We start from the raw sequence: 15,415 nt of genomic DNA, 5'->3' as shown, positions 1-15,415 counted from the left end.
TGAAAGCGCGGACATCCACTTTGCCCCACTTTATACCACATACGTAATTCTAGCTTATAAACGAAAATCCTTCTATAAAAAAATAGGAAGTTTTGCTGAATTAGCGCTAAAATCATAAAAAAAATGTCGAATAGGTAATTACACCTATTCGACATTATAACCTTTTTCCTATTCTTCTTTCCAACTTTCCAAATACGCCTTTTGTTCCTCGGTCAAAGTGTCTATACCCAGTCCCAAAGCTTCTAGTTTGAGACGGGCCACTTTTTCGTCCAATTCATAAGGTACATTCAGTACGCGCGGACCGATTTTTTTATAATGCTCATTAACATAAGCGAGCGATACAGCCTGCAGTGCGAACGTCATATCCATAATTTCTGCCGGATGGCCGTCCCCAGCCGCCAAGTTTACGAGACGTCCTTCTGCAAGCAGATAAATTTTGCGACCGTCTTTCATCACATATTCTTCAATGTCTTTGCGTACTACGCGCTTGGATACCGCAAGCGCTTCAAGCTCTTGCTTATTAATCTCGACATCAAAGTGACCGGCATTAGAAAGAATTGCACCATCTTTCATCACTTCTATATGTTCGCCACGGATAACGTCGCGGTTGCCTGTTACGGTTACGAAATAGTCCCCATGCTTTGCGGCCTCCGCCATCGGCATGACTTCAAAACCGTCCATGTACGCTTCGATGGCCTTAATGCCGTCAACCTCCGTAACGATAACTTTGGCACCCAGCCCCTTCGCACGCAGCGCTACACCGCGTCCGCACCAGCCATAGCCTACAACGACAACCGTTTTGCCAGCCACAACAAGATTCGTCGTGCGGTTGATGCCGTCCCAAACAGATTGACCCGTACCGTAGCGATTATCAAACAAGTATTTGCAATACGCATCGTTTACAGCAATCATTGGGAATTTCAGTTCGCCGGACTTTTCCAGTGCCCGGTTGCGAATTACGCCTGTTGTCGTTTCTTCGCAGCCGCCGCGCACCTGCGCAAGCAAATCCGGACGTTCGGAATGCAGAATGGTGACAAGATCTCCTCCATCGTCAATAATCAGATCCGGCTTCGTTTCCAATGTTTTGATAAGATGCTCTTTATATTCATCCGGGTTCGGATTGTATTTAGCAAATACTGTAATACCATCTTCAACAAGCGCAGCCGCTACATCATCTTGTGTGGAAAGCGGGTTGCTGCCTGTAATCGTCACGTCAGCGCCGCCGGCTTTAATCACTTTCGCCAAGTATGCCGTTTTTGCCTCCAGGTGCAGCGAAATAGCAACTTTCAGCCCTTTGAACGGCTGCTCTTTTTCAAATTGTTCGCGAATGCGGTTTAACACCGGCATGTGTTCTTTTACCCAATCAATTTTCAGATGACCGCTTGGCGCCAGACTCATATCGCGCACAATGCTTTTTTCCATCGTGTTCAAATTGTCAGCCCCCCGTTTTTTAATCAATGCATACGACATAGTGTTCGGGCGAAATGTCGTATAGATACGAAACAAACTCCCTAAACCATGTTATGCCGTATTTATTAAGATAACCAAATATATTGTAAACTCGTTCCTGCGGTTTGTCCAATGGAAAGAGCGATGCTCTAATGCGGTCAAACTGCCGCAGCGCCGCTTCGTGCCGTTTAATAAAAGCGGAGCGGGTTTTCCCTTCGTAGTATGCCACCTGCTCAAGAATTTTCTCCAGGTTTTTCTCACCCAGCTTCTCAAGGCCGCGTTCAATGCCGGCCGCTTCCCGGATCAGCGGCTCGTACAGCGCCTGTATCTCGGCTTTCACTCGTGCAAACTTGTCTTCCAGGTGAAGCGTATCCTGTGCAGCTAGAAATTCTTCTTTTTTCTCCTCCAGCCTGTTCAATACGTCCTCTACGCTTAAACCAAACTTCCGCATACTTTTCTGTACCGCTCCTTCAAACAAACTGAAAGTCAGGCGCGGAACAAGAGGCGGCATGTTAAATCCCAGAAGCATAAAGCTGTTCCTATACAACCCCCAGTATGCAATTTCACCCGGTCCGCCGACAAATGCCAGCGTGGGCAATAAGTACTCCTGCATAAGCGGGCGAGTCACCACGTTTGCACTGAATCGATCCGGTCGTTCTTCAAGCAACGCCAAAAGTTCCTCTTTTTTATATGTTTCACTGCCGTCTCGTGTTTTAAATGTTCCGTCTGGCAACCGCGTAACGCCTATTCTTTCGTTGCCTTTATACAAGAAAAACTGTGCATTCGTCTCGTCGGTCTCTACTTGCCGATGATAACCAAGTGCTACGAGCTTATTTCCTTGCGCAGCAACCGCCTGGTTTAACTCCGCATTCTGTTCGATAACACGGGCAAACACCGGCCTTTCTAATTGGCGGACAAAGGAAAGCGCCGAATCCATAAGAACCAGTCCCTGTTCCCCAAACAGCCAAGCCATCGTTCGCGCGAAAAAGCCTGTCAACGTATCCGAAGCATCGGCAAACTCATACAGCTTTTCTTTTAGCTCATCAGAAAACTCAGTCACAATCTGCTGAATGAAATATTCGTCTACGAATGCACGCAGCGTTTCTGGCTTTATCGGTAACCGGGAAATGGAGACGCGCCCTGGCGATTCTGTCTCCAGCTTTATTTTCTTAATGTCGGAGCCGCCGCTCTGCGTATATACATGGTTCACTTCTTCATAATCATGATCTTCACCTGCGATCCAGAACACAGGAATCATTCGCTTGCCCAGAAGCCGCTCCTGCTCAGCGGCAAGCCGAATAATCGTAATCGCCTTATGAATCGTATACAGCGGCCCTGTAAGCGCGCCTGCCTGCTGACCAGCCACTACGACATATGTATCCGGCTGGCGCAGCTTTTCAATATTCTCCAGCGCACGGGCATGATTGCCAATTTCTTTGTTGAACGCAAGAAGCCCTTCTACAAGTTCGACGCGGTGCAAAATCGGATGCGCCTCGAGCCATGCCAGACGTTCTTCGTAATCCTTCTGCCGGTACGGGTGATATGGATAGAACTCCTTCACCTTTTCGTAGTTATGTATATAATCATGTACAAGTTTTTGATCGAATGATATCTTCACCTGTTTAATCTGCACGTGGCTCATCCTTTCTTCTCTTATCAAAAATAAGTATATCGCTAAACGAGAAAAAAAGAAAACAGCGGTGCGGACATAAAATATTTCTTTGTAAAAATAGAAAACAAATCTAGGAGAAAGAAGAGATTTACCGATGAATCTTCTTATAGCACAAAAAAGAACTGCTATAGAAGCACTTCTATGCAGTTCTTTTTTTGCTTCGCTTTTTTATTTGTACTATATAGTGTCGCAGTTTTTCTTTTCCGTTAACTGAACGATATGTTGAACCAGTTCAGTCACATATTCTCGGTTCATATCTAATTGATCCGGAAAAAACACACCGATATGTGTGACCGCGGCAATATACGTCAGTACGTGGCGCTCAATCCAAGCTGAATCGTCGGTTACCATTTCGGAAAACAAGCGGCGCAAATGCTTTTTCAACTGTTCAAACGCCTGAATCTGGGCTTTATGTCCTTCATCCGGCAATTCTGCTTCGCGTTTCGAGTCTTCCATAATTTCCCGCCAAAAACTGGAGTGTTGCGATACGAATTTAAGCAAACAATCTGTAATATTGTGCAGTCTCAAAAGCGGTTCCAGTTCTCTGTCGCATGTCATCCGGAAAATAGCCTGCTCCAATTCGCTCCACTGCCCAGTAAGAATCTCCTGATACAGTACCGCTTTATTCGGATAATAGTTATAAATCGTACCGACGGCGATTCCTGCTTCTCTGGCGATGGATCGCATGTCGGACTGACGATACCCATTTTCGATGAAAACTTTATGTGCAGCCTCTAAAATCCGCTGCTGAAAAGACCGATTCATACTCCCGCTCCTCAATTGCTATCGTTATGTTCCATCATAGCACATTCGTACACATCAGAAAACGCCGGGAGCAAAGTACCAATCCTCAGTATGAAATGAAAAGAAGGGCGGAGGTGCCGCTTTACTCCCCACCCCGCTTACACCGGATACACCGGATGTTTGCGATGTGAGAACGTAAGCTGCTTACTACTGTAAGCGGCAAGACGGTCAATCAGTTCCTCGCGCAGGCGGCTTCCTTCCACAATACCATCAATAATAAGTTCCGACGCAAGACGATAAATATCAATATCCTGCTGATACTCTTTACGTTTCTCCATAATGAACGCCTGGCGCTCTTTCGGGTCTTCGATACCATTAATTTTGTTGCTATACACCGCGTTCACCGCCGCTTCCGGTCCCATAACAGCGATCTGGGCGGTTGGCAGCGCAAGGCAGCAATCCGGTTCAAACGCGGGTCCCGCCATCGCGTACAATCCAGCACCATACGCTTTGCGCACAATGATCGAGATTTTTGGCACAGTGGCTTCGGACATCGCGGAAATCATCTTTGCCCCGTGACGGATAATTCCCGCGCGTTCTACTTTCGTGCCGATCATAAAGCCAGGTACATCGGCAAGAAAAATAAGCGGAATGCCGAACGCGTCGCACAAGTTGATAAAGCGCGCCGCTTTGTCAGCCGAGTCAACGAACAAAACGCCGCCCTTAACGCGCGGCTGATTGGCGATAATGCCCACCGGTTTGCCGTTCATACGGGCCAATCCGGTAATAAGTTCTGCCGCAAACAATTTTTTTATTTCATAAAAAGAACCTTCGTCCACAATTGCTTCAATCAATTCATACATATTAAACGGCGCGTTCTGATTGGTCGGCACGATTTCTTCCACGCTGCGGACTCCTGTTCTTGGAGGCCTCGCCTCTTCTACCGGAGGCTTCTCCTGATAATTAGCAGGGAAGTAGGACAAGTATCTGCGCGCAGATGCGATCGCCTCCTGCTCCGAAGAGGCAAGCACGTCACCGCAACCACTCACCGAGCAATGCATACGGGCTCCACCCATTTCTTCCAGCGTCACTTTCTCACCGATTACCATTTCCGCCATACGCGGCGAACCGAGATACATGCTGGCATTACCTTCCACCATAATTACGATATCGCAGAATGCTGGAATATACGCACCGCCGGCCGCAGAAGGCCCGAACAAAACACACACCTGCGGTATCATACCGGATAATTTTACCTGATTGTAAAAAATGCGGCCAGCTCCACGACGGCCCGGGAACATTTCAATCTGATCCGTGATGCGCGCACCTGCGGAATCCACAAGATATATCATTGGCACGCGCAATTTCTCCGCCGTCTCCTGAATACGAATGATTTTTTCAACCGTACGAGCCCCCCATGAACCTGCCTTAACGGTTGAATCATTTGCCATAACACAAACTGTCTGGCCGTTTACTTTACCCATGGCTGTTACGACACCGTCCGCCGGCAAATCCCCCGCCATGAAATTGGCAAACAAGCCATCCTCAAGCTGAAAATCGTCATCAAATAACAACTTCAGCCGATCGCGTACAAACAGTTTATTTTGCTCTTTATTCTTCGCATGGTATTTCTCCGCTCCGCCCCGTTGAATTTGTTCGATTCGCTCATGAAGCGTCTGTTCCAATGTTTGATTTGCCTGCTGTGTATCGCTCATTGCCGCATTCTCCTTCCTTGCCTGTCTTTTTCATCACCTGCAACACGCGTGAAGGCAGCTCTCGACCCAAAACCCGTTCCATGAATTCCCCCGCCTCCACAAGCTTCTCCAAGTCTACGCCTGTATTCAGTCCCATACCATGCAGCATGTAAACAACATCTTCCGTAGAAATGTTGCCGGAAGCGCCCGGCGCATACGGGCAACCGCCCAATCCGCCAATGGAACTATCAAACGTGCGAATGCCCGCTTCCAGCGCCGCATATACATTTGCAAGCCCCATGCCGCGCGTATCGTGAAAATGACCAGCTAACTTATCGCTTCCAAATTGTCCAATCAACGAAGTGAATCGCTCTTTTACCTGCTTAGGCGTACCTACACCAATCGTGTCTCCAATGGACACCTCGTATACGCCCATTTTCAGCAGCTGTTCCGTCACATGAGCAACTGCCGTAAGCGAAATCTCCCCTTCATACGGGCAACCAAAAGCCGTCGATACGTATCCACGTACGTCCATCCCTTTGGCCGTAGCTGCTTCGACCACCTCCTGAAGCACAGGAAATGTCTCTGCGATAGACTTGTTAATATTGCTTTTGTTATGGGATTCGCTTGCGGACATAAACACCGCGATTTCTTTGATACCGGTCTTGCACGCGCGCTCCAGTCCTTTTAGATTTGGGACGAGCGCGCTGTATACAACGTCGTCATGTATACGTACTCGGTTTAACACCTCTACGGCATCCGCCAGCTGTGGAATCCATTTCGGATTCACGAACGAAGTCGCCTCCACTTTACGAAGACCTGATCTGACTAATCGCTCAATCAGTTCAACCTTGTCAGAAGTAGAAATGACCGTTTTTTCATTCTGTAGCCCATCGCGTGGGCCGACTTCAAAAAGGGTAACCTGATCTTTCACGTTTTCCCCTCCTTACCCTTCTAATTCAATGAGCACATCTCCCTCATTGACAAAATCGCCGGGGTTCACCTTGACAACCTTCACTTTGCCAGACACTTCGGCTGCCACTGGAACTTCCATTTTCATCGATTCAATCATCACCACATCACTACCTGCCTGCACTTCGTCCCCTGTATTTACAAGGACACTGATGACCGTACCCGCCATGTTTGCTATCACTTGTTTCATAATCTACCATCCTTCTCCTTCTATTTATTTGTTGTCCGTTTCATTTGCTGCACAAACTGCGTCGTATACACGCCTGCTACAAATTCCTCGTCACGCAACACTCCAGAAAGTAGCGGCAAATTCGTCTTAATTCCTTCAATTACATACTGCGCTAACGCGTCCTGCGCCCGTTCTATCACTTCTTGCCGCGTATTTCCGCTTACAATCAATTTGCCTATCATCGGATCATAGAATGGTGTAATGACAGACCCCGATTCGACCGCATCATCAACACGAATCCCTTCCCCCTCAGGCTGCACATAACGTGAAATTGTGCCGGGAGATGGCATAAACGTTATCGGGTCTTCTGCATACACCCTAAACTCCATCGCATGTCCCTGCTGTTTCACCTCTTTCTGGGAAAATGAGAGCGCTTTCCCTTCCGCAATCGCAAGCTGCAACTCCACCAAATCAAGTCCCGTTACCGCTTCGGTAACCGGATGCTCGACTTGAAGGCGAGTATTCATCTCCAAGAAGAAAAATTCCTTGTCGCCGTTCATAATAAATTCGACCGTACCGACGCCTGTATAGTTGACCGCTTGCGCCGCGCGTACAGCCGCATCACAAATCAGGTACCGCGTTGTCTCATCAAGGAACGGAGAAGGACTTTCTTCAATCACTTTCTGATGGCGACGCTGAATCGAGCATTCTCGTTCAAACAAATGTACAATATTTCCATGCTCATCACCAGCAATCTGCACTTCAATATGGTGTGGATTGTCCACATATTTTTCAATAAATATATCATCGTTGCCAAAGTATGCTTTCGCCCGTCCTTTAGCGGATTGGAATGCTTTTCTAACTTCTTCGTCATCCCGGCAAATCTGCATACCGATGCCTCCGCCACCCGCGCTCGCCTTCAGCATTACCGGATAGCCGATCTCCGAGGCAATACGGCAAGCTTCTTCCGCATCCGGAATGTTTCCATTATAACCTGGCACAACCGGCACGCCTGCTTGCATCATTTTGGCACGTGCGCGAATTTTATCCCCCATCTCCTCCATGACTTCCGCGCGTGGCCCGATAAACACGATTCCCTCTTCCACGCATCTTCTGGCGAAACGCCCGTTCTCTGACAACAAACCGTAACCCGGATGGATGGCGTCCGCTTCGTGTTCTTTCGCCGTTTGCAAAATCGCATCCATATTTAAATAACTTTGCGCAACAGGCGCAGGACCGATTAGGGCGGCCGCATCAGCTTCACGCACAAAAGGCATAGAGGCATCCGCTTCCGAATGAACCGCTATCGTGCGAATTCCTTTCGCTTTGCACGTCCGAATAATCCGGCGGGCAATCTCTCCACGGTTTGCAATAAGGATCGTTTTGATTTCCATTTGCTCACCCTTTCATGCATGGTATGTAAAAATAAACGACTGTTATATTACTTTCTACAAATATTTGCAAAAACCTTTTAACTTTCAAAATTTTTACCATAAAAAAAAGAGGCCCACTCCAACCGCAATGTTTGGCCGGTTCGCCTCTTGCTTTTCAAGTATTTACCTGTAGTCTACACGCTCTAAATTACCATTGGCATCCATTTTAAAGCGTGGCTTTGCATCAATATCTTCATTATCGCCAAGGAACGCCATCTTGCGGGCGCGATCCATAATTTGAATAAGCGCTTTATAATCGTCGTTTACAATCTGGTAGTCCGATTTCATAAGGTTCAATTCTTCTTTTAGACTATCGTTTTCAGCGCGTAATTCTTCGATTTTCTTACGGCTTTCCACCACTTCTTTTTCTAATTGCTTCACCCGCTTGAATGCTTCTTTCTGATTGCGTAAAAAACGGATAACAATATCAAACGAAATCTCCTCTTCTAATTCCTGCGTACGCATGATGCCTGTGCTTCCTTCTATGGCAGAAGCCCCATTTGCTAGACTTGTCTGTGCTTCCGCAGAAACAGCGACTGACTTCAGCTTGCGTTTTGCCTTTTTCCGTTCCTGGCGATGCGCTTTCGCAATTTGAATCGCGTCCTCGTAACGTTTGCGCACAGTACTGTTCCAGCGGAAGCCGCAAGCTGCCGCCGTTCTATTCAACCGTTCACCCACTTCTTCAAATGCGGATAATTGAGTACTTCCTTCACGAATATGGCGCAATGTCACTTCAGCCAACACCAAATCATCATCCGGCGTCCAAGCGTCTTGACGTGTTGCTGTCATATTGCAAATCCCTCCGTTTATTTAGCAATTTACTTTGTTATCACTATCTTTATGCACTTGCTAGAGTTCATAGACTGACTTTCTACTAAAATAGTATGTCCAGTCCAAGACATCTTTAAACGGAGAGAATAATACTTTCTTATTTTTTTCGCAAAAATTTCTGAACAATTCCATAATGCGCGTCCGAGCCCCATAACGAAGAGCACAAATCAATTTCCTCTTCAATGCATACGTCGCTTTCCAGACCTGAATCCACCATTTTCGCTACTTTCATATACGCCTCGATGCTGCATAATGGCTTCTCCGCAATCTTAGCAGCGAACCCAAACACTTCTTCACGTAACTTTTCATGCGGAAATACGCGATCGATAAACCCAACTTCCTTACCGTACGCTGCATCGAACATCTCCCCAGTTAAAAGTAACGCCAGCGCACGATTCGTTCCAATCTTCTTCATAAGACGCGTTCCACTGCCCCATCCGGTAATAATATGCATGCCAATTTGTACAAATCCCATCCTTGCCCTGTCACTAGCCATACGAAAGCGGCAAGCAACGGCGAACTCGCAACCACCTCCGATCGCCGCCCCATTTATCATCGCGATCGTCGGCTTTGGATAGCGGTCGATTTTGCTCAAGAGGCGCGCCACCCGCATCAACATCGGATGGGACTTGTCTTTCGTGCGTACGGACAAAAACTGATCCAAATCACCGCCAGAAACAAAGGCTTTATCTCCAGAACCTGTGAAGATCACAACCTTAACTTCCCGGTCAACCGCCAATTCATCCAAACATTTATCCAATTCTTCTACCATTTCAAAACTGATGGCATTGCGCACCTCCGGACGGTTCAATGTTACCAGAGCAATGCCGCCCTGTCTGTCTACTAAAATCGTATTCATCCTCTCTCCCTCCATTAAATTACGCGTTGGTAGTATATTCAACCAGCCTGTTCAACAGACGGTGAATCTCATATTCTTCGAATTTTTCGCGCGCCTGTTCTACGTCCACGCACCATACGCATGTATCCAGCGTTATCTTATGATCAACATCACAAACGATCGTGGCAAGTTCGCGAGAAAGATGCAGCATGTCCAAGCTCTCGATAATTTTCTTGCGCAATCCTGGCGTTAAATCGTCCATATTCGACAAAAGATTCTCAATCGTTCCATATTTAGTAATAAGTTTAATGGCTGTTTTCTCCCCGATACCTTTCACGCCCGGATAATTGTCCGAGGCGTCTCCCATCAATCCTTTGACATCGATCATTTGTACCGGGCTTAAACCTTTTTCTGCACGGAGTGCTTCCAGCGTGTACACTTTATAATTGGACAATCCTTTTTTCATAATTGCCACGTGCACATTTTCTTCAACTAGCTGAAGTGTATCATGATCTCCGGTCAGTATTATTGCTTGCGCGCCCTGCTTAGCAAACGTATGACTAATGGAGCCGATAACATCATCTGCTTCATATCCGGGCACCCCGACATTCGGTACATTAAGGGAAGCAATCATTTCTTTTACAAGGTCGAACTGCGGCAACAAATCATCAGGTGCTTCGCTACGGTTCGCTTTGTATCCTGCAAACTTCTCGTTACGAAACGTTTTCGCCCCCATATCCCAACAGCAAACGACATGTGTCGGTTCAAAAGTCATGATCGCGTCAAAAAAATATTGCATAAAACCATATACAGCGTTCGTTGGATACCCGTTCTTTGCGCGCATCGGCCCTCGGTTCGCCATCGCGTAATACCCGCGAAACAGAAGACTCATGCCATCGACAAGCAGTGCTTTATTCTGTTTCAATCCTATCTCCTCCCTCTGTATTGTAACACAAAAAACCGACAGGCATTCTGCCGTCGGCTTTCTTCGCTTCTATCGTCTGTTATATAAGTTCCGTACTCTATGCCAGCAATTCTTGCATCGCGTTGCGGTTATATCCAATAATCAGATTTTCACCGTCAAAAATAATCGGACGGCGCAACAATCTCGGCTCTTCGCTTACCATTTCCAACAGTTCCGAAACGGTCATCTCTTCGATATTTTTATCTAACTCTTTAAATTTTCGGCTGCGTGTAGAAAGAATATCATCCGTTCCGTTGTTTGTCATTTTGATAATTTCTAACAATTCTTCAACCGAAGGAGGATTTTTAAATAAATGGCGTTCATCGTATGGAATTCCATTCTCTTTCAAGAACGCTTTCGCTTTACGACAAGACGTACAGCTTGGATAAGTATAGAATGTCAAGTGCCCACTCATCCCCGGTCATCTCCTTGTTCACAATTTCACAATTTATATAAAAATATATAGCTGATTAAAAATGTAAAGTGATAAAATAATAAAAATTCCCATTCTTGTTAGTTAACTTAATTATATTATTGTGTTTAATTCTATGTCAATAGTGTTTACAAAAGTTTCATTTACCGCTTTCTCTATTTATACTATAATTAACCCCAGATATTTAAAAAAATAAAGAGGGGGGAATACTCGATGGACAACGAAACTTTGAAGCTAACAAGCGTGCTCGCCGATCCTACTCGCTTTTCCATTTATCAATATATCGTATCCAAGCATGGAACCGTTACCGTTCAGGAAATTGCTGAACAATTTGATATTCACCCAAATGTCGCGCGACTCCATCTAACAAAATTAGAGGACGTCAATCTGCTTACTTCCACCTCCGAAAAAACTGGAAAAGGCGGCCGTCCAAGTCGTCTTTACTCGCTATCCGATCAGATGATTAGCCTACAATTCCCACCGCGGGATTATCAGTTACTTGCCAACATCGCCATAGAAACGCTCGTAACTTTAGGAGAAGAAGGGCAGAAAGCTCTTTATGAAATGGGCCGCAAATTCGGGCATGAGGCAGCGAGACAGGCCATCGAAAAAGAACGCGTGAGCATTACCGAAATGAACATAGAGGAAAAAATCGCTTCCATTCAGCGCCTCGTGGTAGCGCAAGGATTACACCCTGAAATCGAACTCACCGACGGGCAAAATCTCCGCTTCCGCGTATTCAACTGCACATTTAAAGAAGCGGCCATTAATCATCCAGAAAGCATTTGTCGTATGCATCATGCGTTACTATTAGGAATTTTTGAAACGTATTTCGGTAAAAATATTTCTTTAATCGAAGAAAATTCCATGCTGGTAGGGTGCAAGTCCTGCGACTATACAATGCTTCGCCTGTCCTAAGGGTTTATTCGATAGACAAACCTTCACGTTTACAGTCCTTTACTGCTGGATTATAATATTTCATAGATTATCCATATTGTAGCTATAAGGAGGGGAATGAGGATGGCACGCATGTACCGTGTACTTGCGTTTTTTTGCCTGGTGATTGCTTTAATGGGGTTATGGGGTGGACTGCAAACAATGGCGCTCTTATTCTTTGCACAAACAGGGATGTTCTTAGCTCTCAGCTACGTTGATTTGTCTGAAAAAACATACATGATTATTTTCATGACTTATTTATTGTTAGCGTTTACTGGGTTTATGTTCTATGCAACCTTCGGTAATTATCAGAAAAATCTGGATGAGGTCCATGCAAGCGCAGCGATAAATACTGTCGTTTCATTTCTGTAACACGTCGAAAACGGAGCGGAGTTTTGATGCCCCCCTCCGTTTTTTGTTTATTTCAAAAATCCCACGGACGGCAACATGCAAGCTTATGATCGGTCTTTTTCGCTTGAATAAGCACGCAGAACGCCTGTCCCATACCTTCAGGCATAATTAGCTGACGAATAGCGCGGTTTCGTTTCGCTGCTTTGCTGGCAAACGGATCACCGCCCGCGTGTCCTTGAAGACGCGTCAAAATCCCCGCTTGAATTAAGAATTGCTGCTGCGAATAAAATCCTATCGTTTCCAACCCATGAAGCATCCCTGCGTCCATCAGTGCAGAAAAATTCACATGAGAAGTCATATCGCACTCTCCCGGATATTTATACGGGTTCTCGCTTACGGTATGAGCTCGGTAACAAAGCAATGTGCCCGCATTTCTTGAAGGTGCATATAATATCTTCCGTTCGTATCCATAATCCACAGTCAAAACGTATCCCTGCGTAAGCCATTCCGCCATTTCTATCATCCATTGCAAAGCCGCCAAGTTCACTTCCGTACGATATCCTTCAAGAGACGGGATGTTTTCTCTTTTAATATAGACACCCAATTCCGGAACCGAAAGCGGGCCCAGTTTTTCGCTGAATTTTTGTGTGCTGTTTTTATTTTCTGTTACATATACCTCTTGCCACTCTCCATCTCTATATTCAATAAGATGAACAGGAAATGCATCAGCAAGCTCGTTTGAAAACAACACACCTCGCAATTCTGGAATCTCTTTTTTTGCCTGCGCCATACTTTCATACCATCTTATTTCTACCATATCCCGAAACGTTTCCAGCGTTTCTTTCTGTAAACGACGGTGATAGTTGCTTGACTCAATCATGATATAGGTAATGTTTTGCAGCGGAAGAAGACACTTCTCCTTAAAATAATGAAGAATCTGGGCGCTTAGTTGTCCCGTACCGCCTCCTATCTCCACAATCGCTCGCGGCCTATCATCCGGAAGTTTCACAATCATCTCCCAAATGACATCGGCCATCACTTCACCATACACCGAGCCAACGGAAACATTGGTGTAAAAATCCCCTTTTTTCCCAATTTTTTGATTATAACGCTGATAATAGCCGCTTTGTGGATGATAGAGCGCATATTCCATATATGTGCGGAACGGAATCATTTTTTCTGGCGCATTTCGTATTTTATCTTTGATAACTGATATAACATTCATAATGATTCTTTCTTCCCCTTATATTCGTAAATCCTTCCACCACTTTTTCCATAAAAGAATTTATAGACTTTAATAAATCAAACGATGTAAAAGTAGCTATAAATTTTCACGTAGAAAAAGTGAGAGCTAAAACAAGAGTGTATGTTATAGATGATACGGCACGAAAACTCATGCTATAAAGAATATTCATTCATCCTGGTAGTTAGTTTATTAAAAAAATGATGCTGAGAGCAACAAAAAACAAATTACTACTTAACACTATTGACATAGTTTAAAAAGAGATTTATCATTTAATTAACATCCCATATGTAAAACCCAGGGGCAGTGCCCCACCCTATTAGTAGTTTAACTCTAAATTCTAATCCTCCCCCTAAAACACCACCTATACCCCAAGGTGGTGTTTTCCTTTTTCTTAATTCATTATAACATGGCATGAGATTTTTGTTAGAAAAATGACAAGTTTCCAAATAAAATATAGATGACTTATTGTCTTTCTATGCGTACATATGGTAATACATAAAAGTGCCACACGCTCCTCATGGAAAAAGGCAACGTTTGGCACACGCCTTGCAAGTGTTTCCCCGTTTACTCATAGAAAGAAAGGATATGTTACTTTATAGTGATAAAGTAACATATCCTTTCTTATACGACAAAAAAAAGCATACTCAGGCAAGTATGCTTTTTCAACGCTTTGCATCAATTGGCGCATCCACAGCGGACTCTTCTTCAAGCATTCGATACTTTACGCCTTCTACATCGTCAAACTGTCCGCTTGTTTTGGCAGCATACCAGATCAGCAGGGCGGAGCCGGAGAAGCAAACCATAGTGATGAGTAAAATCCATGTTCCGATGGACATTCCCAACAACATTCTTTCACCATTCCCTTTCTTGACAGTAAATCACCAAACATCCATGAATATCCTCATTCTTCCAAGCCCTTCTATCTTTTAGTTTAGCAATGTTCGTGCCTTTTGTGGAAATGTAACACAACACTAGTGTGAAAAGTATGTGACAATCCTAGTATTACCGTAACGTTCCAGCAATAAACGGATTATGCATTTTCTCAAATCCGATAGTAGTCTCAGGCCCGTGCCCCGGGTATACATGCGTTTCTTCGGGAAGCGGCATGAGCTTCTCCTGAATACTGCGAATCAGTTGCCCGTAGTTTCCGCCCGGCAAATCGGTCCTGCCAATGGAATGGGCAAACAGCGTATCCCCGCTAAATAAATGCTCACCAATCAGAAAAGATACTCCACCTGGCGTATGTCCCGGCGTCTCCAACACACGTATGCTCATACCGGCCAAATCCAGAACATCTCCGTCTGCAAGTTCGTATTCCGCCCGTTCTGTCCTCATTGCATCTCCGACCATCGGCCAGTGTGAAGAACCGTTTAAATCCGGATTTTGCAGCCATTCCTGCTCATTCGGGTGAATATATACAGGGGCACCGGTTTTCTTCCGGATTTCATCCAATCCGCCCATATGGTCAAAATGAGCATGCGTCATCAAAATCGCCCGCACTTTGTATTCGGACGCTTTGTCAAGCAACGAGCCTGGATGCATCCCCGCATCAATAATAATCGCTTCGTTTGTTTCTTCGTTGGCGATAATATAACAGTTCGTTTGCAGCGGTCCTAACGGAAAAGTATAAATACGCAATCAAAACTCCCCCTCTTCTTGTTTTTTTTTAGTGTAACATCTTTC

At 45.3% G+C, this 15,415-nt stretch carries 16 protein-coding genes; 2 read left to right on the top strand and 14 right to left on the bottom strand.

Features of this window, described 5'->3' with window-relative positions; all coding sequences use genetic code 11:
* Nucleotides 1-168: 168 nt before the first annotated feature.
* The 11 genes from ACH33_RS06670 to ACH33_RS06620 form a co-directional block, all read right to left on the bottom strand.
* On the bottom strand, nucleotides 169-1,431 hold the full coding sequence (locus ACH33_RS06670) for an adenosylhomocysteinase (protein ID WP_057898300.1): 1,263 nt from the start codon (nucleotides 1,429-1,431) through the stop codon (nucleotides 169-171).
* A 19-nt stretch (nucleotides 1,432-1,450) separates the two neighbouring features.
* Nucleotides 1,451-3,091, bottom strand: coding sequence for a bacillithiol biosynthesis cysteine-adding enzyme BshC (gene bshC, locus ACH33_RS06665; protein WP_057898299.1), 1,641 nt, complete (start codon nucleotides 3,089-3,091; stop codon nucleotides 1,451-1,453).
* 207 nt (nucleotides 3,092-3,298) lie between these two features.
* On the bottom strand, nucleotides 3,299-3,886 hold the full coding sequence (locus tag ACH33_RS06660) for a TetR/AcrR family transcriptional regulator (RefSeq protein ID WP_057898298.1): 588 nt from the start codon (nucleotides 3,884-3,886) through the stop codon (nucleotides 3,299-3,301).
* Between the two features lie 137 nt (nucleotides 3,887-4,023).
* A complete protein-coding gene (locus ACH33_RS06655) occupies nucleotides 4,024-5,580 on the bottom strand; it encodes an acyl-CoA carboxylase subunit beta (protein ID WP_057898297.1) in 1,557 nt (518 codons plus the stop codon).
* Entirely contained in the window at nucleotides 5,531-6,493 is a 963-nt protein-coding gene (locus ACH33_RS06650) for a hydroxymethylglutaryl-CoA lyase (RefSeq protein ID WP_082705935.1), read from the bottom strand. The genes ACH33_RS06655 and ACH33_RS06650 overlap by 50 nt, the downstream gene beginning before the upstream one ends.
* Before the next feature lie 12 nt (nucleotides 6,494-6,505).
* Nucleotides 6,506-6,721: an acetyl-CoA carboxylase biotin carboxyl carrier protein subunit gene (locus ACH33_RS06645; protein ID WP_057898296.1), complete on the bottom strand. Its 216-nt coding sequence runs from the start codon at nucleotides 6,719-6,721 to the stop codon at nucleotides 6,506-6,508.
* A 20-nt stretch (nucleotides 6,722-6,741) separates the two neighbouring features.
* Entirely contained in the window at nucleotides 6,742-8,088 is a 1,347-nt protein-coding gene (locus tag ACH33_RS06640) for an acetyl-CoA carboxylase biotin carboxylase subunit (protein WP_057900275.1), read from the bottom strand.
* A 168-nt stretch (nucleotides 8,089-8,256) separates the two neighbouring features.
* Nucleotides 8,257-8,922 (bottom strand): RsfA family transcriptional regulator, encoded by a 666-nt coding sequence (locus tag ACH33_RS06635; RefSeq protein WP_057898295.1) that lies wholly within the window; start codon nucleotides 8,920-8,922, stop codon nucleotides 8,257-8,259.
* 139 nt (nucleotides 8,923-9,061) lie between these two features.
* Nucleotides 9,062-9,823, bottom strand: coding sequence for an enoyl-CoA hydratase/isomerase family protein (locus tag ACH33_RS06630; protein WP_057898294.1), 762 nt, complete (start codon nucleotides 9,821-9,823; stop codon nucleotides 9,062-9,064).
* 19 nt (nucleotides 9,824-9,842) lie between these two features.
* The gene (locus ACH33_RS06625; RefSeq protein ID WP_409338413.1) at nucleotides 9,843-10,727 is read right to left on the bottom strand and encodes a 5'-3' exonuclease; all 885 of its coding nucleotides are present in this window, start codon (nucleotides 10,725-10,727) and stop codon (nucleotides 9,843-9,845) included.
* 97 nt (nucleotides 10,728-10,824) lie between these two features.
* Nucleotides 10,825-11,181 (bottom strand): Spx/MgsR family RNA polymerase-binding regulatory protein, encoded by a 357-nt coding sequence (locus ACH33_RS06620; RefSeq protein ID WP_057898293.1) that lies wholly within the window; start codon nucleotides 11,179-11,181, stop codon nucleotides 10,825-10,827.
* Between the two features lie 231 nt (nucleotides 11,182-11,412).
* On the opposite strand from ACH33_RS06620, the gene ACH33_RS06615 reads away from it, so the two are divergent.
* Together ACH33_RS06615 and ACH33_RS06610 are read left to right on the top strand one after the other, a co-directional pair.
* Nucleotides 11,413-12,117 carry a helix-turn-helix transcriptional regulator gene (locus ACH33_RS06615; RefSeq protein ID WP_057898292.1) on the top strand — a complete coding sequence of 235 codons (705 nt, stop codon included), beginning with the start codon at nucleotides 11,413-11,415 and terminating at the stop codon, nucleotides 12,115-12,117.
* Between the two features lie 102 nt (nucleotides 12,118-12,219).
* Nucleotides 12,220-12,507, top strand: a complete 288-nt coding sequence (locus ACH33_RS06610) for a DUF2626 family protein (RefSeq protein WP_082705934.1) — start codon at nucleotides 12,220-12,222, stop codon at nucleotides 12,505-12,507.
* 52 nt (nucleotides 12,508-12,559) lie between these two features.
* Here the strand turns inward: ACH33_RS06610 and ACH33_RS06605 are convergent, their stop codons facing one another.
* The 3 genes from ACH33_RS06605 to ACH33_RS06595 all read right to left on the bottom strand — a co-directional run bounded on the left by ACH33_RS06605 (nucleotide 12,560) and on the right by ACH33_RS06595 (nucleotide 15,370).
* Nucleotides 12,560-13,711, bottom strand: a complete 1,152-nt coding sequence (locus ACH33_RS06605) for a class I SAM-dependent methyltransferase (protein WP_057898291.1) — start codon at nucleotides 13,709-13,711, stop codon at nucleotides 12,560-12,562.
* Between the two features lie 683 nt (nucleotides 13,712-14,394).
* A complete protein-coding gene (locus ACH33_RS06600) occupies nucleotides 14,395-14,568 on the bottom strand; it encodes a cbb3-type cytochrome oxidase assembly protein (protein WP_204244858.1) in 174 nt (57 codons plus the stop codon).
* A gap of 166 nt (nucleotides 14,569-14,734) precedes the next feature.
* Nucleotides 14,735-15,370, bottom strand: coding sequence for an MBL fold metallo-hydrolase (locus ACH33_RS06595; protein WP_057898289.1), 636 nt, complete (start codon nucleotides 15,368-15,370; stop codon nucleotides 14,735-14,737).
* Nucleotides 15,371-15,415: the final 45 nt, after the last annotated feature.

It is taken from the genome of Aneurinibacillus sp. XH2, assembly GCF_001439585.2.
GTDB lineage: Bacteria > Bacillota > Bacilli > Aneurinibacillales > Aneurinibacillaceae > Aneurinibacillus > Aneurinibacillus thermoaerophilus.
The sequence above is the reverse complement of the archived record's forward strand: the minus strand, read 5'-3'. Positions and strand labels throughout refer to the sequence as shown.